We start from the raw sequence: 17634 nt of genomic DNA, 5'->3' as shown, positions 1-17634 counted from the left end.
GGCGAGCATGCGACTCGAACAGTGCCGCGCCCTGCTCACCGGCGCCAGCGGCGGAATCGGCCAGGAAATGGTCGAGCGGCTCTGCGCCGGTGGCGCCCGTCTCTTGCTCGTCGGCCGTGGCAGCCTCGCCTTGCAAGCGCTGGCGCGCCGTCATCCGGACGAGGTCAGCCTGGTCTGCGCCGACCTGACCCAGCACAGTGGCCGGCTGGCCGTGCTCGAGGCCGCGCGGCGTTTCGGCGGCATCAACTGCGTGATCAACGCAGCCGGAGTCAACCAGTTCAGCCTGCTGGAACAGCAGGACGAAGACGCCATCGCCCGGCTGATCGGCGTCAACGTGACCGCCACGCTACAACTCACCCACCTGCTCCTGCCGCTGCTACGCGAGCAACCCCGGGCGCTGCTGGTCAACCTCGGCTCGACCTTCGGCTCGATCGGCTATCCCGGCTTCGCCACCTACTGCGCCAGCAAGTTCGCCTTGCGCGGCTTTTCCGAAGCGCTGCGCCGGGAGCTGGCCGACACCCACATCAAGGTGCTCTACGTCGCGCCCCGCGCCACCCGCACAGCGATGAACAGCGTCGAGGTGGTGGCCATGAACGATGCGCTCAAGGTGAGCATGGACGATCCCCAGGCGGTGGCCGCACAGATCGTCCAGGCGATCATGGCCGAGCGCGAGGAGCTCTACCTGGGCTGGCCAGAGAAACTGTTCGTACGTCTCAACAGCCTGTTGCCGCGCCTGGTCGATCAGGCCCTGCGCAAGCAGTTGCCGGTGATCAAGCGCTTCGCCCGCGCAGACCAACCGCGACCCTCTCATCCCTCTGGAGATCATCCATGAAGCGCCTGCTCGGCTTGTGTACCGTTCTGTTGGCTTTGGCCTGCCACCCCTCCTTCGCGCTCACCCCGGCCGGCGACGAAGCGCTGCATCAGCTGCAGACGCGCTGGGCCGAGATCAACTATCAATTGCCGGCCGCGCAGCGCGAGGCCGCCTTCGCCAAACTCGCCGCGACAGCCGACAGCGCCGTCACCAGCGAACCGCGGGCGGCCGAGCTGCGCATCTGGCATGGCATCGTGCTCAGCACCTGGGCCGGCGCCAAGGGCGGCCTGGGCGCGCTCGGCCTGGTCAAGCAGGCCAAGGCCGAATTGGAGAAGGCCATCGAGCTCGATCCGCAAGCACTCGACGGCTCCGCCTATACCAGCCTCGCCACGCTTTATTACCAGGTGCCCGGCTGGCCGATCGGCTTTGGTGACGACGACAAGGCCCAGGCACTGTTCCAGCAGGCATTGCACCTGAACCCGAATGGCATCGACCCCAACTATTTCCACGGCGATTTCCTGCTGCGCCAGAAGCGTTACAACGAGGCCCGCGCGGCGCTGAAAAAGGCGCTCGCCGCGCCTGATCGCCCCGGGCGTGAGGTGGCCGACGCCGGTCGCCGCGAAGAAGCCCGCAACCTGCTCGCCCAGGTCGAAGAAAAGCTGGAATAACCCCTCGCGCCGGGGTTGAATGAACCGCCTCGGCCGCCCCAAAGGACCCACATGCGCATTCTGCTGGTTGAAGACGATCACGCCCTTGGCGAGGGCATCCGCACGGCGCTCAAGCCGGAGGGCTATACGGTCGACTGGCTGCAGGACGGCGCCAGCGCGCTGCACGCCCTGACACACGAGAGTTTTGACCTGGCAATCCTCGACCTGGGGCTGCCCAGGCTGGACGGCCTGGATCTGCTCAAGCGCCTGCGCGCCGCCGGCAACCCGGTGCCGGTGCTGGTGCTGACCGCACGTGACGCCACCGGCGACCGCATCGCCGGGCTCGACGCCGGCGCCGACGATTACCTGGTCAAACCCTTCGACGTCGCCGAGCTCAAGGCCCGCCTGCGCGCCTTGCTGCGGCGCAGCTTCAACCGCCCGGAGCCCATCCTGGAGTACCGCGGGATAGCGCTCGACCCGGTCAACCAGCAGGTCACCTATCGTGGCGTGCCGGTCAGCCTGCCGCGCAAGGAATTCGTCCTGCTCCACGAACTCATCGCCCAGCCGGGCCGCGTACTGACGCGCGACCGGCTGCAGCAGGTGCTGTACGGCTGGGACGAGGAGGTCGAGAGCAACGCCCTGGAGGTGCACATCCACCACCTGCGCAAGAAATTCTTTGCCGAACTGATCCGCACCGTGCGCGGCGTCGGCTATCTGGTCGACAAATGCTGACGTATTCCATCCGCAACCGCACGCTGGCACTGGTGCTCGGCACGTTGCTGGTATCGCTGAGCCTGATCTCCTGGCGCAGCTACCGCGATGCCCGTCACGAGACCGAAGAGCTGTTCGACGCGCAGCTGGCACAGAGCGCGCGCCTGGTTCAGGGCCTGGTGATGCGCGAGATGGATGCGCCGGCGCGCCGGGCTTTGCAGCAGGCGCTGGATGCGGCGGTGAATGCACAGCGCGGCAGGGACGCACCGGGACATGCTTATGAGACCAAGCTGGGCTTTCAGGTGTATGCGGCCGATGGCAGCGTCGTGCTGCAGTCGGCCGGCGCGCCGAAAGGCGCACTGCAGCAGCTGGCCGAAGCCGGCGGATCACCGGCTCGCTCCTTCCGCCAGTTGCCCGCGGGCTTTCATGATGTCTCGCTCGACGGCCACGACTGGCGGCTGTTTCTGCTGCAGGATCACCAAGACGACCTGTGGGTGCTGGTCAGCGAGCGCGGCGATGTACGCGGCGAGCTGGTCGGCAAGATCGCCCGCCGTAGCCTGATGCCGGACCTGATCGGCTTGCCCCTGCTGGCCCTGCTGATCTGGCTGGCGGTGGGCTGGGGCCTGCGGCCGCTGGCAGACATGGCGCAGTTGCTCAAGCGCCGCGACCCGGACAACCTGGCGCCGTTGTTGCTGGCGCCGTTGCCGCGCGAGTTGGAGCAGATCGCCGCGTCGTTGAACCGCCTGTTACAACAGGTCAATCAGCTGGTTGAGCGGGAGAAGCGCTTCATCGCCGACGCCGCCCACGAGTTGCGAACCCCATTGGCCGTGCTGCGCATCCATGCCCAGAACGCCCAGCAGGCCGGCAGCCAGGCCGACCGTGACGAAGCACTCCGGCAGTTGCTCGCCGGCGTCGACCGCACCACCCGCGTAGTGACGCAATTGCTGACCCTCGCCCGGCTCGAACCCAACGCGCAACAGCTACGTCTGGCGCCTATGGATCTACGCGCCCTGGCGCGCGAGACGCTCGCCGAACTGACCCCGCTGGCGCTAGCACGTCAGCAGGAACTGGCGCTGGAAGCCGATGATCAGGCCGATTTAAATCTGGTCGGCGACGCCGCGAGCCTCGCCACCCTTCTGCAGAATCTGGTGAGCAATGCGTTGCAATACACCCCGCACGGCGGGCGTATCGACGTCCAGCTGCATGCCACGCCGGACCACCTGACCCTGGAAGTTGCCGACAGCGGCCCAGGCATCGCCGGCGAGCTGCGTGGCCAGTTGTTCCAGCGCTTCGTACGCCTGGGCGATGGCCAGGGCGCCGGGCTTGGCCTGTCGATCGTTGCGCGCATTGCCGAACTGCACCACGCCCACGTCGAACTGCTCGACTCTTCACTCGGCGGCTTGCGCGTCGTCGTGCGCCTGCCCCGCCGCTGACCAGGATGAAGGGCCGCGTCACGGATCGAGCCATGGCGGCATTTATCCGATGCCAGGCAATGCCGCGAGATGAAGCATCGGCGCGGTACATCGTCGCGGCAAGCAGCCGAATAAGCTTGGCTTAAGTTTCAGCGCTTAAACTAGCGGCATTATCCACACGCGGAGTACGTGAAATGAACGACAAGAAGATGCCGACTCGCTACGGTCGGTTGTCTATCTCGATGCACTGGTTGATGGTGCTGCTGATCGCGGCGGTCTACGCAACCATCGAACTGAAGGGCAACTTCCCCAAGGGCAGCGACACACGCGAGCTGCTCAAGCAGTGGCACTTCATGCTCGGCTTGTCGGTCTTCGCGCTGGTCTGGCTACGCCTGCTCGCACGCTGGCTGCGGCCGGCACCGCTGGCCGTCGCCAGCGTTGCCTGGGAGAAATGGCTGGCCAAGCTGGCACACCTGGCGCTGTACGGGCTGATGATTGGCCTGCCGCTGCTGGGCTGGCTGACGCTGAGCGCGGCAGGAAAGCCAATCCCGTTCTTCGGCTTGGAGCTGCCCGCACTGCTGGCACCGAACAAGGGCCTGGCCGGCGACATCAAGGAAATCCACGAAACCGTGGCGGTACTCGGCTACTGGCTGATCGGCCTGCATGCCGCAGCTGCGCTGTTCCACCACTACATCCGCCGCGATGACGTGCTGCGGCGCATGCTGCCCCAGCGGCATCAGGCCTGATCTTTGCGCTGTCCGGTGCCCGCGACGGGCTCTGGACAGCGGTGGTGGGCTAGCTGGTCGGCGGGTTGGTCGGCGAGCTGGAGCGTGCAGGCGCCGGTTCGACCGGGTCGCCGCGACGGAACGGTTGCAGCTCGGGTTCCGGCTCGACGTCCGCCACGGGCGCCGGCCCGTCGCCCAGGCGAAACGGCTGCGGCGGGCCCTGATCCAGCCGACGCGCAGGGTGTTCGGGCTCGGCGGCGGGCTCCTCGGCCGGTCTTTCTTTCAGCAACCAGAGCGCGGCCGCTGCGAGCAACGCTGCGCAGACTCGGTAAATCAGCGAGGCCAGATCGAAGCCGATCAACTCGCCGCCATCCAGCCACAACGATCCAAGCCGCCCGGCGACCAACGCCAGCATGGTGATGACCAGCATGACCAATGCGGCGCGGGCGCGCTCCGGAACCTGAATGGCCCACAGCAAGAACAACGCCAGGCCCAGCTGCAGCCCCCCGTAATAGACGCGCATGTGGCTGACCGAGGCGGACTCCATCAGCAACATCCCGTTCAGATTGGCCATCTCGTAAGGGCGCAGCCAGTAGGCGAGGCTGAAGCCGATCATGATCACCGCTTGAACAATCAGAACGAAACGGGCAAAACGCATCGAAAGCTCCCCTGATAGCGGCTGCGCAGCACGACAGACATCTGACCGAAGCGGCGCGGGTTGGTTCGCGCAGCCGCCTGCTGCCGAGCGTTGCAACGGTGATCGCGAAAAGGCCGACGCCGAACCGCGATGCTACCCGGGTGCCAGATACCGACGAAACCACCTCGCCGACTGAATTTGCACGCCATGGGGCGGGTCTGAGCAGAGACCAAGAACAAGCGGAGGGATGCGGGCATGCGCTGGAAGAAGGCTCGTCGCAGTGACAACGTGGTGGATGCCCGCGGACGCAGCGGTGGTATCGGTGGCGGACGCCTGAGCCTGGCCGGGGTGGCCATCGTCGTGGTGATCGGTCTGCTCTCGGGCCAGGATCCGATGCAGATCCTCGGCCAGCTGGCCAATCAAACCGGCCCGGCACCCACTCAGCAAAGCAACACACCGGCGCGGGGCGACGACCCGCAAGTGGCATTCGTCCAGGCCATTCTGGGTGACACCGAAGACACCTGGCGCGCGCTGTTCCAGCAGTCCGGCGCGCAGTACCGCGACCCGACTCTGGTGCTTTTCCGCGGCGGGGTCAATTCGGCGTGCGGCTTCGCCAGGTCGGCGGTCGGGCCCTTCTATTGCCCGGGCGATCAACAGGTGTACCTCGATCTGCAATTCTTCGATGAAATGGCCTCGCGCTTCTCCGTCGCCGGGGATTTCGCCCAGGCCTATGTCATCGCGCACGAGGTCGGTCATCACGTGCAGACGCTGTCAGGCGTCTCGCAGCAAATGCAGGCGGCACGCCAGCGTGGCGCCAAGATGGAAGGCGACAACGGCTTGCTGGTGCGTCAGGAACTGCAGGCCGATTGCCTGGCCGGCGTCTGGGCGCACCATGCGCAACAGCGACATGACTGGCTCGAAGAAGGTGACCTGGAGGAAGCGCTGAACGCCGCCAATGCCATCGGCGATGATCGCCTGCAAAAGCAGAGTCAGGGTCGCGTGGTGCCGGATGCGTTCACGCATGGCACCTCGGCGCAGCGGGTGAAATGGTTTCGCACCGGCTTCGACAGCGGTGAGCCGGCGCGCTGCGATACCTTTCAGGCGCAGCGCCTCTAATCGAGCTCAGCGCACTCAACCAACCCAGCGGTACACCGGCGCATCCGCCCCGCTGTCGACCTTGACCTGCGTGCTGTGGCGCAGACGCACCAGCAAACGCTTGCCCGCCTGCGCGCTGCCCGTCAGCGCTTGCAGCTCCGCCAATAGCTGCGGCCCGTCCATTCGCCCTGCCTCGCGCAACAGCTGTTGCGCCCCCTGCCAATGGGGATCGGCCGCTGCCGGGTCGCTTGCCTGCGCCTGCGGCTGAGCCGCCTGAACAGCTGGTAGCTGGCGCGCCAGCTGCGCCCAGTCGTGATCGTCCATTTCAATGCTGAGGTCGACTGGCAAATCACCGACATGGCCACGAATTCGAATCATCATCGCTCTCCAGATCATCTGAGTCGCATGCTCCCATGCCTCGAGCAGGCTGGCCAGCCGCCACAAACATTTGTTATAACGTAACGACCAAACACAATGGAGTTCGTTATGCGCCGTCTGCTGCTTGCCCTGCCCTTCGCTCTGCTGCCCGGTTTCGTTCTGGCCGCCGGGCAGCATGATCACGACCACCATGACAGCCTCGGCGCCCACGAGCACGGCGCCGCCGAGCTGGACGCTGCGCTGGATGGCTCGATGCTGGAAATCGAACTCCGTAGCCCGGCGATGAACCTGGTGGGCTTCGAGCACGCACCGAGCAGCGACGCGGACAAGCGCAAGATCGCCGACGCCCGCGAGCGGCTGGAGCAACCGGATGCTCTGTTTGGTCTGCCAGCAGCGGCAGGCTGCAAGCTGGCCGAAACCGAGCTGGAAAGTCCGCTGTTCGAAGGCGAGGCTCATGACCATGGCGATGAGCACGACGGTGATCATGAAAGCCAGCACAGCGAGATCCACGCCCATTACCACTTCGATTGCGCCACGCCCCAGGCGATTCAAGCGCTCGATCTGCAGGCGCTGTTCAAGGCATTCCCGGGCACCAAAAAGATCCAGGCACAATTGATCGGCCCGAATGGTCAGCGCGGTGCACAACTCGACGCCGACCAACCGCGCGCGACCTTCTAACCCGTAGCCTGCCGCCGCCCAGTCCGACGCAGTAAACTCACCGGCTGGCCTGAAACGGATCATCTCGATGACCGCACCGTTGCTCGATCTCCACCAACTGGGTTTCGCCTGGCCCGGCCAGGCAGAACTGCTCGACATCCCCAGCTTCAAGCTGGAGCGCAACCAGAGCCTGTTTCTCAAGGGCCCGTCCGGCAGCGGCAAGACCACCCTGCTCGGCCTGATCGGCGGCGTGCATAAAGCGCAGCGCGGGACGGTTCGCCTGCTCGGTAGCGACCTCGCGGCGCTCTCGGCGGGCGCGCGAGATCGTTTCCGCGTCGACCACACCGGCTATATCTTCCAGCAGTTCAACCTGCTGCCCTTTCTCTCGGTGGCCGAAAATGTGGGCCTGCCCTGTCACTTCTCCAAGGCGCGCGCCGAGCGTGCCCGTCAGCGGCATGGCAGCGTGGCGCAGGCGACAGCCAGTCTGCTCGCACATCTCGGACTACCCAAGGACCTGCACGCGCGACGCGCCGAAGCATTGTCGATCGGCCAACAACAGCGCGTCGCGGCGGCTCGCGCGCTGATCGGTCAGCCGGAGCTGGTCATCGCCGACGAGCCGACTTCGGCGCTCGACGCCGACAGTCGGGAAGCCTTCCTGCAGCTGCTTTTCGCCGAATGCCGGGAGGCCGGCTCGAGCCTGTTGTTCGTCAGTCACGACCAGAGTCTGGCGCCGCTGTTCGACCGAAGCCTGTCATTGGCCGACTTCAACCGCGCCGCCCGCGCCCCGGAGATTTAGGCCATGTACCTGTTGCGCCTGGCCTTGGCGAGCCTGAACAACCGCCGCTTCACCGCCCTGCTCACCGTCTTCGCCATCGCCCTCTCGGTATGCCTGCTATTAGCCGTCGAGCGGGTGCGCACCGAAGCCCGCGCCAGTTTCGCCAGCACCATCAGCGGCACGGATCTCATCGTCGGCGCCCGTTCCGGCTCGGTGAACCTGTTGCTGTATTCGGTGTTCCGCATCGGCAACGCCACCAACAACATTCGCTGGGACAGCTTCGAGCACTTCGCTCAGCACCCACGGGTCAGCTGGGCCATTCCCATCTCGCTGGGTGATTCCCATCGCGGCTATCGCGTCATGGGCACCAGCAGCGCCTACTTCGAACATTACCGCTACGGTCGCAAACAACCTCTGCAACTGGCGCAAGGCCGGCCATTTGCCGAGGACCCGTTCGAGGTGGTGCTGGGCGCCGAAGTCGCCGAGGCACTGAACTACAAGCTGGACGACCAATTGGTACTGGCGCACGGTGTATCCACCGTCAGTCTGGTCAAACATGACGACAAGCCCTTTCGCGTAGTTGGCATCCTCAAGCGCACCGGAACGCCGGTGGACCGCACGCTGCATATCAATCTGGCCGGCATGGAAGCGCTGCATATCGACTGGCAGAACGGCATGCCGGCCCGCGGCGCGGCGCGCATCGACGCCGAGCATGCGCGTCAGATGGACCTGCAGCCCAAACAGATCACCGCCTTCATGCTCGGCCTCAACAGCAAGATCGCCACCTTCGCTCTGCAGCGCGAGATCAACCAGTATCGCGGCGAGCCGCTACTGGCGATTCTCCCCGGCGTTGCCCTGCAGGAGCTGTGGAGCCTGATGGGCACCGCGGAAAAGGCCCTGTTCGTGGTATCGCTGTTCGTGGTGGTGACCGGGCTGATCGGCATGCTCACGGCGATCCTTACCAGCCTCAACGAGCGGCGCCGGGAGATGGCGATTCTGCGCTCGGTGGGGGCCCGCCCCTGGCATATCGCCAGTCTGCTGGTACTCGAGGCATTTAGCCTGGCACTGGCCGGTGTCCTGTTCGGACTGCTGTTGCTGTACGTCGCGATCGCAGCCGCTCAAGGTCCACTGCAGAGCCACTACGGACTCGATCTACCGCTGGCCCTGCCCAGCACCTATGAGTGGTCGTTGCTCGGCGGCATACTGCTCGCCGGGCTGCTGATGGGTGGCGTGCCGGCCTGGCGCGCCTACCGGCAATCGCTGGCCGACGGCCTGTCGATCAGACTATGAGGAATTCCATGTCTCGCCTGTTGCTCGCCGCCCTGCTCGCCCTTGCAGCCCCCTTCGCCGCCGCCGATATCCGTGAGCTGCAGTGGTCGGACCTGATTCCAGCGGACGCCCCGCCGCCTCCGCCACCGGTGGCGATGCACGACCTGTCGCAGCTGGCCGATGCGCTGGCGGCCGAAGCGGGCCCCGCCGCCGCTCAGCAGTCGCCGGCCGAGCCGGTGGTCAAGGAACTCGACGGCGTACAGGTCAAGCTGCCGGGCTACATCGTGCCACTGGAAGTCGGCGAGGACGGACGGGTAACCGAGTTTCTGCTGGTACCCTATTTCGGCGCCTGCATCCACGTGCCACCGCCGCCGTCGAATCAGATCGTCCACGCCACCAGCGCGCTGGGGGTAAAGGTGGACGAGCTGTATCAGCCGTTCTGGATCGAAGGCCCATTGAAAGTCGAACACGCCAGCAGCGAGCTGGCCGACGCGGGCTATCGCATGGAAGCGCAGAAGATCTATCTCTACGAGCTCGAATAACGGCAGCCTTGTCACGCCGTGAGCGGAATTGAGCGCCGTCATCTAGCGATTCCACGCCTATCGCCAGCCCCTTCATGCTGTCAACTGTTTCGCAGCGGGATGCTCGTCACCGAACGCAGCCCATGAACGAGCTGTTAGCCACGCAAATGGCAGTACGCCGATTCGCTCTGCGTCGACCTGCGCCCGGCATCCGGAACGCATAAACACGAAACCCCGCGTCGGTGGCGGGGTTTGCGTATACATCGGCTAGGTGGTTGTTCTAGGCCCGGGCCCTCATCTCCGAAGCGTTGGGCTACGACGCCCTAGACCGTTACGACACCGCCATTTTGGCATCAGGTTCAGCGAGCGCTGGCGACCTGACGCTGCCGCTCGAAGCTCAGTTCGCCTTCAGCCCACTCGCGCCATGAGCGGACTTTACGGCGCTCGGCACCAGCGCGCTCGGCCTGCTTCAGCGCATCGAGGCCGGCTTGCCAGCGAGCCTGCTCCAGCTCCAGCTGGGCGACATTCATCCAGAGCTTGGCGCTTCCGGACTGAAGGGCCAGATCCCGATAGATCCGCGCCGCTTCCGAGCGCTCGCGTGCCTGCCACCAGAGCATGCCCAAGCGCTCGCGCCGCGTGGTATCGCTCGGTAGAAAGCGCGACTCCAGCATGCCTTGCAGCAACTTTGCGCCTTGCCATGGCTGACCGGCGGCACCTGCCAGCAGCACCAGGTTGTCCAGTTCAGCTTCGCTGAAACGCAGCCCCTTGGTATGGGCCGCACGAAGAGTCGCGAGCGCCTTGTCCTCGTCACCGGCCATCTGCTGCAAGCTCGCCAACTGGCGCCAGCTTTTGACCTGATCCGGATGCCGCGCAAGCAGTCGGCTTTGCCAACGTTCGGCGGTCTCGTAGCGCTTCAACTCGGCGTTGCCGGCCACCAGAAACTGCAACCAGGTATCGGCCGCGTTGGGATTGGCCTGGACATAGCGCTCGGCCAACGGCAGCGCCTTGCTGTGCTGCCCGAGCCCCTGGTAGGCCTGGACCAGCATCTGCAGCACTTCTTCGTTCGCCTGGGCAGGCGAACCCAACAGGCTGACCACCTTGGCGTAGCGGCGCTCGATCAGATTGAGTTTCGCCAGGTTGAGCCGCTCGGTCGGCAGCATCGCCTCGTCCAGCTTGCCGCTGGCGATTGCCTTGTCGAGCAGTTCGAGCGCTTGGCGGTTATTGCCTTCGGCCCAGGCCAGATAGGCCTCGCTGCGCCATAGCAACGCCTGCTCCGCACTGCCTGGCTTGGCCTCGGCCTGCTTGAGAGCATTGCGCGCAGCGGCATAGTCACCCTTTTCCTGCGCACTCTGGGCACGCTCCAGCGCCTTGAAAACCGATGGATCGACACTCTGGGCGGCTTGGACCGATACAGCGAACAACAACGAGATCAGTAACAGCGAACGGGGCATGTCAGCGTTCTCCTTGCAGGCGGAAATGCAGGGTTTTGACGGCTTCGCGCGATACCGCGGCGCCGTTTTCGGTACGCGGCGCAAATCGCCAGCGAGCGGCGGCACGGCGTGCCTCGCGGTCAAAGACGTTGGGTGGTGAGGCGTCCAGCACCCGGATGTTCTCTACCTTGCCCGCTGCCGTAATGGTGAAGGCGAGCTTGATGTGGCCCTCGATGCCACGCTGACGTGCCCGATAGGGATACTCGGGCCGGACGTCGTTGAGCGGCATGACTTCCTGCTCAGGGCCCGATTGGCCAGCCGTCTCGGCGGCCGAAGGGGCCGCTGGCGCAGGAGGTGCGGCCGGAGCGGACGCGGCCGTCAATCCGGCAAGGCTGGGGGCCGGCGCGCTGGCAACCGAGACGCCGGTATCGATGTTCGGCAGCGGCAGATCGAGCTTGGGCAGATTGGCACTCGGGCTGGCCATGCTCGGTGTCGGCGGCGTGGGCGTCGGCGGTGTCTTCGGCTGCGGCGGTTGCGGTGCCTGCTGCCGTGAACGTGTCGCGGCGCTTTCGTCGCGGTTGTCCATGCGCACGAAATTGGCGATGGCCACTGGATCGTCCGCCACCTCGTTACGCGGCGGGTTGACCATGCTCAACATCAGCGCGAACAACAGCAACGCCACCACGCAGGCGGCGATGAAGGACAACCCGACGCGGGTCAGCCCACCAGCCATCACGGCGCTCCCGACGTAGCGGCAAGGGCCACATCCTGAACCCCGGCCAGACGCGCCTGATCCATGACCTGCACCACCAGCCCGGTCCGGGCATCCTGATCGGCCTGCACCACCACGGCGCCTTCGGGCTGATCGACGCGCATGCGTTCGACGTGCGCACGCACGCTGCGCACATCCACGGCCTGCTTGTCTATCCAGACCTGGCCGTCGGCAGTCACCGCGATGAGGATGTTGCCCTTGTCCTGGGCGCTGGCGGTATCAGCCTGAGGCCGCTGAACCTCGACGCCGGACTCCTTGATAAAGGAGCTGGTGACGATGAAGAAGATCAGCATGATGAAGACCACATCGAGCATCGGTGTCAGGTCGATGCCGGTGTCTTCTTCCTGCTGATAATGGTGGCGACGCATACGCATCCGGTAATCCTCAATCGTGACGCAGCTGGTCGGCCAGCCGGTCGAGAGCCTGGCGCGAAATACGTTCGAGACGTGCCAGGCTGAACAGTCCAGTGATGGCCAGCACCATGCCGGCCATGGTCGGCAGGGTCGCCTGCCAGACGCCCGCGGCCATGCCGCGAGGGTTGCCGGTGCCGTTGAGCGCCAGCACATCGAATACCGCGATCATGCCGCTGACGGTACCGAGCAATCCCAGTAGCGGGTACATGGCCACCAGGGTCTTGCTCATCCGCAAGGGGCCGGCGAGCTGCTGCTGGGCCTGGGCCAGCCAGGCGCTGCGCACGGCGCGCTGCCAATTGCCGGACTCGTTACCCAGTTGCGCCCACGCCTGGCGTCGGCTTTCCACCCAGCGTGGGAATACCCGGCGCATGAACCACAGTCGCTCGAACACCAGCGTCCAATAGAGCACGCACAAGGCTGCCAGCGCCCACATCACCGCGCCGCCCGCCGCCATGAAGTCGAGCAGCGAGTAAGCGCTGTCGATCAGACGCAGCCATTGGCCATGCAGATCAGTCACGGCGCGGTGTCCCCGACAGGTGCAGCGCGATCAGTCCGGCGCTCTGCTGTTCGAGCAGTTGGATCAGCGCCTTGCTGCGGCTGGCCAAAAGGCTGTGCAGGAACAGCAGCGGAATCGCCACGACCAGGCCGAGAACCGTGGTCACCAGCGCCTGGGAGATACCGTCGGCCATCAACCGTGAATCGCCACCGCCACTCTGGGTGATGGCCTGGAAGGTCACGATCATCCCGGTCACCGTGCCCAGCAGGCCGAGCAAGGGTGCGACGGCGCTGAGCAGCTTGAGCAGCGGTTGGCCGCGCTCGAGAGGCGGCGTCTCCTGCAGAATGGCCTCGTCGAGCTTGAGTTCCAGCGTCTCGAGGTCCGAAAGCTGTGGCTTCGGTCCCAGCACGCCGATGATCCGTCCCAGCGGGTTGTCATCGCGCGGCTGGCTAAGCTCACGCGTCTGCCGGTTCACCGCGCGCCCGACACGGGCCAGGTAAACCATGCGCCAGATGGCAAGGCACAGGCCGATGGCACCCAGCACCAGAATCACCCAGCCGACCAGCCCGCCTTGCTGAACACGGTCCCATAGCTGGGGCTGACGCTGCAGTTGCGCCAGCAGCGAACCGCGAGTCGGGTCGATCGGCAGCGTTGCCAAGGCCTCGTTGCTGCTCAGATAGCCATCCACCATTCCCATGCCGGCAGGTTGGCGACCAGGTGTCAGCAGCTCACGAGCATCGCTGTCGTAGCGCAGGAAATTGTCTTCCGTGAACGCCGAGAAGTTGCCGATACGCAGTACCGATTGCTCACTGCGCTGGCCGTCGGCACCCACTACCGGCAATTTGACGCGCTCGACCTGTCCGCTGGCCGTGAGGTCTTCGAGCAGTGTCATCCAGAAGCCGTCCAGATCTTCGGCCGATGGCAGCGTCCGGCTTTCGGCCAGCGCCTTGAGCCGCTTGAGCCGCTCCGGGTATTGCGCATTGAGCAAACTGTCCTGCCACTGCCCGGCGATATCACCGGCACTCTGGCGAACCACGCCGAAGAGTTCGCCAAGATGGCCGACCCGCTGCGCCAGCAACTTTTCCTGCTCGGTCAGCTCGGCCTCCTGGCGATCGAACTCGGCTTTCAAACGCTCGGCTTCGGCTTTCTGTTTTTCAAGTGTGGCTTTCGCCTGTGCCAGCAACTGCGCTTGCTCGCTGCGGTTCTGAATGAAAGCCTGCTCACGCTCCTGCATGGCGTCGACTTCCGCGGCGCGCTCGCTGCGAATGCGCTGCAGCAGCTGTTCGGGGGTCAATGGCTCGGCGGCCTGGGCCAACGCAGGCAGTAGCCCAATGAGCAACAGGGTCAATAAACGATTCATTGCGCAGCCTCCGTGGCCAAGGTCTTCACTGGCAGCTCCAGCCAGGTCGGCGCCTGTTGCTGACGCGCGATGGCGATGGCTTTGCCGATCGGCCGGCGGGCGCTACCGTCCAGGACTTCCCAGGCGTGCGTCTTAGGGTTCCACCAGCCGCTCTCGTGGGCATCCAGGGTCTGGTAATAGAGCATGGTGCGACCCAGGCGCAGGAACTCGACGCTGCGACTGCCGCCTTCGACCGGCAGCTCGCCGCGCCAGGCCTCCAGCGTTCTGCCGTAGTCACTCTCGATCTGATAGGCCTCGAGAATCCGCCGGTACTTCTCGGCCAGGCTGACATCCGCCCGGGCCTGCATGTCCTGCAGGCTGGCCAGACGATCCGCACGCTCATCGGCGAGGAACGGCAGGTCAGCCTCAATGAACTCTCCGAGCACCTCGACCATCCGCCCCATCTGCGGCGCAACGGCCTGCTGGGTGCGTTCGATGCTGTCCAGTTGCCGCTGGAAGCCATCGAGCTCCTTGCGCTGCCCGGCGGTAAGTTCGGTCAGTTGCTCGTTATAGGCTTTCAACGCTTCTGCCTGCTGCACGGCACTGCGGTAGTCGTTGAGCATCTGCCGACTGGCATCGTCGAGCTGCTCGATACGCGCTTGCGAGGCTTTCGCCTCAGCCGCCAGTCGCTGGCTTTCGTCCAGCGCGGCGTCCAGCGGAGCTGCGTGGAGCTGCACGCAGCATGGCAACACGACGGCCGCCAATAGGCGGGGAATAAGGGCTTGCATTGATGGATCCTTGCAGACGAAGGTCAAACTCGAAAGAGAAACATTATCATCTAGATCCACAAAGGAAGGCAACCCGGGCAATACGTCGCAGCCCAGGCAGTGCGGGGCGTTTCGTTGAGCTGGATCAAAATCAACGCAACGCCGGGCCCTAACATGGCGCCAACCGCAACACACCTGTCTCGATGGAGTTCCATTATGCGCAAGACCCTGTTTACCGCTTCCGTGCTGGCCGTGGCCCTCGCCGCTCCCTTCGCCCAGGCCCATCAGGCGGGTGATGTCATCGTTCGCGCTGGTGCGATTACGGTTGATCCGCATGAGGACAGTGGCGACATCTATGTAGGCGCGCTGTCGACAAGCGTTGCTGGAACCAAAGCTACCCTCGACAGCGACACGCAGCTCGGCCTTAACTTCGCTTACATGCTGACTGACAAGATCGGCATCGAGCTGCTCGCCGCCAGCCCGTTCACTCACAACGTAGGCGTAGCGGGGATGCCCGGTGCGTTCGCAGGCCTGAACGGCAAACTGGGTGAACTCAAGCACCTGCCACCGACCCTGAGCGTCGTTTATTACCCGCTCGACAGCAAGTCAGCGTTCCAACCTTATGTGGGCGCCGGTATCAACTACACCTGGTTCTTCGATGACAAGCTCAGCAGTGAAGCCGAGGACAAAGGCTTCAGCGGTCTGGACATGAAGGACTCATGGGGCCTGGCGGCGCAAGTGGGCATGGATTACATGCTAACCGACAACGTGATGGTCAACGCTCAGGTCCGCTATATCGACATTGATTCCACCGGCACCACCAGCTTTGGCGGAGCCAAGGTGAAGGTCGACGTCGACGTCGATCCCTTCGTCTACATGGTCGGTCTCGGCTACAAGTTCTGATCAGCAGCACTGCCGCATCGCAGACTAACAAATGGCGCCAATGGCGCCTTTTGCATTTGCGGTTCTTGCTACAGGCCCAGTAACTTCGCCAGCCCGTCGCGCATACCGGTCGGCGGGTCAGGCAGACGATAACGCTGCAACAGCCGTCCATTGCTGGCACGCGAGTGGCGAATATCACCCGGCCGCGGGGCCTGGTGACTCACCTCAGGCAATCCGCCAAGCACTTCGCCAACAGCCTCGAGCAACTGGTTCAGCGAAGTCGCGCGGTTGAGGCCGACATTGACGGCGCCCTCCTGCACCTCTGGCGCTTCCAGCGCCTGGACCAACACCTCGACCAGGTCGCCCACGTATAGGAAATCGCGAGTCTGCCCGCCATCGCCGAAAACGGTGATCGGCAGGCCCTTGCGTGCGCGCTCGGTGAAAATGCTGATGACCCCGGAGTACGGCGAAGAAGGGTCCTGCCGAGGCCCGAATATGTTGAAGAACCGAAAGATCACCGGTTCCAGCCCATGCTGGCGCCGGTAGAAGTCCAGGTAATGTTCACTGGCCAGCTTGTCCGCCGCATAAGGCGTCAGCGGTGCCTTGGGCGTGTCCTCGTTGATCGGTTGGCCTTCTCCGTTATTGCCATAAACCGCGGCGCTTGATGCAAACACTACCCGACTCACACCTTCGGCGCGCATCGCCTCGCAAAGGTTGAGCGTGCCAATCAGATTGCTCTGATGCGTGCCGATCGGGTCATCGACCGAGGCCTGCACCGAGGCCACGGCCGCCAGATGCACCACGGCCCGACAACCCTGAACGGCCCGCCGCACCATCATCGCATCCGCCACGTCGCCCTCGAGCACTTCGACGTGATCGGCATCCGGCAAATTGCTGCGCTTGCCGCTGGAAAAGTTATCGAGCACCCGCACCGAGTAGCCCCGGGCGCCTAGCGCATCGACCAGATTCGAGCCGATGAAGCCCGCGCCTCCGGTGATCAGGATGGGTGAGTCAGCCATGACGGTAATAGCGCTCCAGCAGGCTCGGCAACCCGGCACGCCAGGCGCGCGGTTTGATGCCGAAGGTATTGAAGATCTTCTTGCAGGCCAGCACGCCATGCTGGGGCTCGTCAGCCGCGTCCGAACAGGCCGCATGCGCAACGGGCGTCAGGCGCTCTACTTTTAACGGGCGATACTGAGCTGCCTCGGCCAGCAGTGCTTGTCCCACCACCAGCGGGGTGGAGGCCTCATGGCCGCCATAGTGGTAGGTACCCCACAGCGGCGCCTGGCAATCCAGTTGCTTGAGCACGGCCAGAACGACCCGCGCTGCGTCTTCGACCGGCGTAGGATTGCCGCGCCGGTCATCGGCGAGACACAGCTCGTCGCCGTGTTCGAGGCGCTGCAGAAATCGTCCCAGCAGACCGTCTGCGCTGTCGTCCAGCAGCCAACCGAAACGCAGCAGAACATGACGCGGACAGAGCGCACGAACACTCTGTTCGAATCGCCAGAGCGCGCGGCTGCGGGCATCGAGCGGCGCCACGTCGTCCTTCTCGCTGTAAGCGGTGGTACGCGCACCATCGAATACGCGATAGCTCGACGGCTGCATCAAGATCAGTTGGTGATGCTGGCAAAGCTCGGCCAGGCGCTCGACCGCACGCTCCTGCTGGACCAACACAGCCTCGTCGACCTGCCCACTTTGGAACCAGTCGAAATAATAGGCGAGATTGATGACCACATCCGGACGGCTTTCGTCGAGCAAGTCGGTCAGGCTGGGCGCGTCCCAGCCTTGATCGGGCGGGCGCGGCGCAATGAAGCCGATGTCTTCTTCGGCTCCGAGGCGGATCAGCGCCTGACCCAGGGCATTGCCGCCGCCCAACAGCATCAGGCGCATTCGCATT

Annotated in this window: 21 protein-coding genes; 11 read left to right on the top strand and 10 right to left on the bottom strand. The window is 64.7% G+C overall.

Annotated elements, in window-relative coordinates:
• Window positions 1-7 precede the first annotated feature (7 nt).
• From KCX70_RS03305 to KCX70_RS03285, 5 genes are all read left to right on the top strand, one after another.
• Window positions 8-832 (top strand): SDR family oxidoreductase, encoded by an 825-nt coding sequence (locus KCX70_RS03305; RefSeq protein ID WP_212619262.1) that lies wholly within the window; start codon window positions 8-10, stop codon window positions 830-832.
• Window positions 829-1479 (top strand): tetratricopeptide repeat protein, encoded by a 651-nt coding sequence (locus KCX70_RS03300; RefSeq protein ID WP_212619261.1) that lies wholly within the window; start codon window positions 829-831, stop codon window positions 1477-1479. The genes KCX70_RS03305 and KCX70_RS03300 overlap by 4 nt, the downstream gene beginning before the upstream one ends.
• Before the next feature lie 51 nt (window positions 1480-1530).
• Window positions 1531-2190, top strand: coding sequence for a response regulator (locus KCX70_RS03295; protein ID WP_021210035.1), 660 nt, complete (start codon window positions 1531-1533; stop codon window positions 2188-2190).
• A complete protein-coding gene (locus KCX70_RS03290; protein WP_212619260.1) occupies window positions 2184-3602 on the top strand; it encodes an ATP-binding protein in 1419 nt (472 codons plus the stop codon). Before KCX70_RS03295 ends, KCX70_RS03290 begins: the two co-directional genes overlap by 7 nt.
• Window positions 3603-3775: 173 nt before the next feature.
• Window positions 3776-4327: a cytochrome b gene (locus KCX70_RS03285; RefSeq protein WP_212619259.1), complete on the top strand. Its 552-nt coding sequence runs from the start codon at window positions 3776-3778 to the stop codon at window positions 4325-4327.
• A gap of 49 nt (window positions 4328-4376) precedes the next feature.
• On the opposite strand, the gene KCX70_RS03280 is transcribed toward KCX70_RS03285, so the two are convergent.
• Window positions 4377-4964 carry a DUF4345 domain-containing protein gene (locus KCX70_RS03280; RefSeq protein WP_212619258.1) on the bottom strand — a complete coding sequence of 196 codons (588 nt, stop codon included), beginning with the start codon at window positions 4962-4964 and terminating at the stop codon, window positions 4377-4379.
• Window positions 4965-5198: 234 nt separating this feature from the next.
• On the opposite strand from KCX70_RS03280, the gene ypfJ reads away from it, so the two are divergent.
• Window positions 5199-6059 carry a KPN_02809 family neutral zinc metallopeptidase gene (gene ypfJ, locus KCX70_RS03275; RefSeq protein WP_212619257.1) on the top strand — a complete coding sequence of 287 codons (861 nt, stop codon included), beginning with the start codon at window positions 5199-5201 and terminating at the stop codon, window positions 6057-6059.
• 15 nt (window positions 6060-6074) lie between these two features.
• On the opposite strand, the gene KCX70_RS03270 is transcribed toward ypfJ, so the two are convergent.
• Window positions 6075-6416: a hypothetical protein gene (locus tag KCX70_RS03270; RefSeq protein ID WP_212619256.1), complete on the bottom strand. Its 342-nt coding sequence runs from the start codon at window positions 6414-6416 to the stop codon at window positions 6075-6077.
• A gap of 108 nt (window positions 6417-6524) precedes the next feature.
• Between KCX70_RS03270 and KCX70_RS03265 the strand changes: the two genes are divergently transcribed.
• The 4 genes from KCX70_RS03265 (at window position 6525) to KCX70_RS03250 (ending at window position 9659) form a co-directional block, all read left to right on the top strand.
• Complete coding sequence (locus KCX70_RS03265) at window positions 6525-7094, top strand: DUF2796 domain-containing protein (RefSeq protein ID WP_212619255.1); 570 nt, start codon at window positions 6525-6527, stop codon at window positions 7092-7094.
• A gap of 67 nt (window positions 7095-7161) precedes the next feature.
• Complete coding sequence (locus tag KCX70_RS03260; RefSeq protein ID WP_212619254.1) at window positions 7162-7869, top strand: ABC transporter ATP-binding protein; 708 nt, start codon at window positions 7162-7164, stop codon at window positions 7867-7869.
• Window positions 7870-7872: 3 nt separating this feature from the next.
• Window positions 7873-9138, top strand: a complete 1266-nt coding sequence (locus KCX70_RS03255) for an ABC transporter permease (RefSeq protein WP_212619253.1) — start codon at window positions 7873-7875, stop codon at window positions 9136-9138.
• Between the two features lie 8 nt (window positions 9139-9146).
• The gene (locus KCX70_RS03250) at window positions 9147-9659 is read left to right on the top strand and encodes a DUF3299 domain-containing protein (RefSeq protein ID WP_212619252.1); all 513 of its coding nucleotides are present in this window, start codon (window positions 9147-9149) and stop codon (window positions 9657-9659) included.
• A gap of 338 nt (window positions 9660-9997) precedes the next feature.
• Here the strand turns inward: KCX70_RS03250 and KCX70_RS03245 are convergent, their stop codons facing one another.
• The 6 genes from KCX70_RS03245 to KCX70_RS03220 are packed head-to-tail and all read right to left on the bottom strand — an operon-like array spanning window position 9998 to window position 14876.
• A complete protein-coding gene (locus KCX70_RS03245) occupies window positions 9998-11089 on the bottom strand; it encodes a tetratricopeptide repeat protein (RefSeq protein ID WP_212619251.1) in 1092 nt (363 codons plus the stop codon).
• A gap of 1 nt (window position 11090) precedes the next feature.
• Window positions 11091-11801 carry an energy transducer TonB gene (locus tag KCX70_RS03240; protein ID WP_102852792.1) on the bottom strand — a complete coding sequence of 237 codons (711 nt, stop codon included), beginning with the start codon at window positions 11799-11801 and terminating at the stop codon, window positions 11091-11093.
• Complete coding sequence (locus tag KCX70_RS03235) at window positions 11801-12214, bottom strand: ExbD/TolR family protein (protein ID WP_021210047.1); 414 nt, start codon at window positions 12212-12214, stop codon at window positions 11801-11803. The genes KCX70_RS03240 and KCX70_RS03235 overlap by 1 nt, the downstream gene beginning before the upstream one ends.
• Window positions 12215-12224: 10 nt before the next feature.
• Window positions 12225-12770 (bottom strand): MotA/TolQ/ExbB proton channel family protein, encoded by a 546-nt coding sequence (locus tag KCX70_RS03230; RefSeq protein WP_021210048.1) that lies wholly within the window; start codon window positions 12768-12770, stop codon window positions 12225-12227.
• Window positions 12763-14109, bottom strand: coding sequence for a MotA/TolQ/ExbB proton channel family protein (locus KCX70_RS03225; protein WP_212619250.1), 1347 nt, complete (start codon window positions 14107-14109; stop codon window positions 12763-12765). Before KCX70_RS03225 ends, KCX70_RS03230 begins: the two co-directional genes overlap by 8 nt.
• Window positions 14106-14876, bottom strand: a complete 771-nt coding sequence (locus tag KCX70_RS03220) for a DUF3450 domain-containing protein (RefSeq protein ID WP_212619249.1) — start codon at window positions 14874-14876, stop codon at window positions 14106-14108. Before KCX70_RS03220 ends, KCX70_RS03225 begins: the two co-directional genes overlap by 4 nt.
• Window positions 14877-15071: 195 nt before the next feature.
• Between KCX70_RS03220 and KCX70_RS03215 the strand changes: the two genes are divergently transcribed.
• The gene (locus tag KCX70_RS03215; RefSeq protein ID WP_212619248.1) at window positions 15072-15758 is read left to right on the top strand and encodes an OmpW/AlkL family protein; all 687 of its coding nucleotides are present in this window, start codon (window positions 15072-15074) and stop codon (window positions 15756-15758) included.
• 68 nt (window positions 15759-15826) lie between these two features.
• Here KCX70_RS03215 and KCX70_RS03210 read toward each other — a convergent pair whose 3' ends face one another.
• On the bottom strand, window positions 15827-16756 hold the full coding sequence (locus KCX70_RS03210) for an NAD-dependent epimerase/dehydratase family protein (RefSeq protein WP_212619247.1): 930 nt from the start codon (window positions 16754-16756) through the stop codon (window positions 15827-15829).
• Entirely contained in the window at window positions 16749-17633 is an 885-nt protein-coding gene (locus KCX70_RS03205) for a sugar nucleotide-binding protein (RefSeq protein ID WP_021210053.1), read from the bottom strand. Before KCX70_RS03205 ends, KCX70_RS03210 begins: the two co-directional genes overlap by 8 nt.
• Window position 17634: the final 1 nt, after the last annotated feature.

It is taken from the genome of Stutzerimonas stutzeri (assembly GCF_018138085.1).
Lineage (GTDB): Bacteria > Pseudomonadota > Gammaproteobacteria > Pseudomonadales > Pseudomonadaceae > Stutzerimonas > Stutzerimonas stutzeri_AI.
This window is presented reverse-complemented; position numbering and strand designations above follow the sequence as displayed.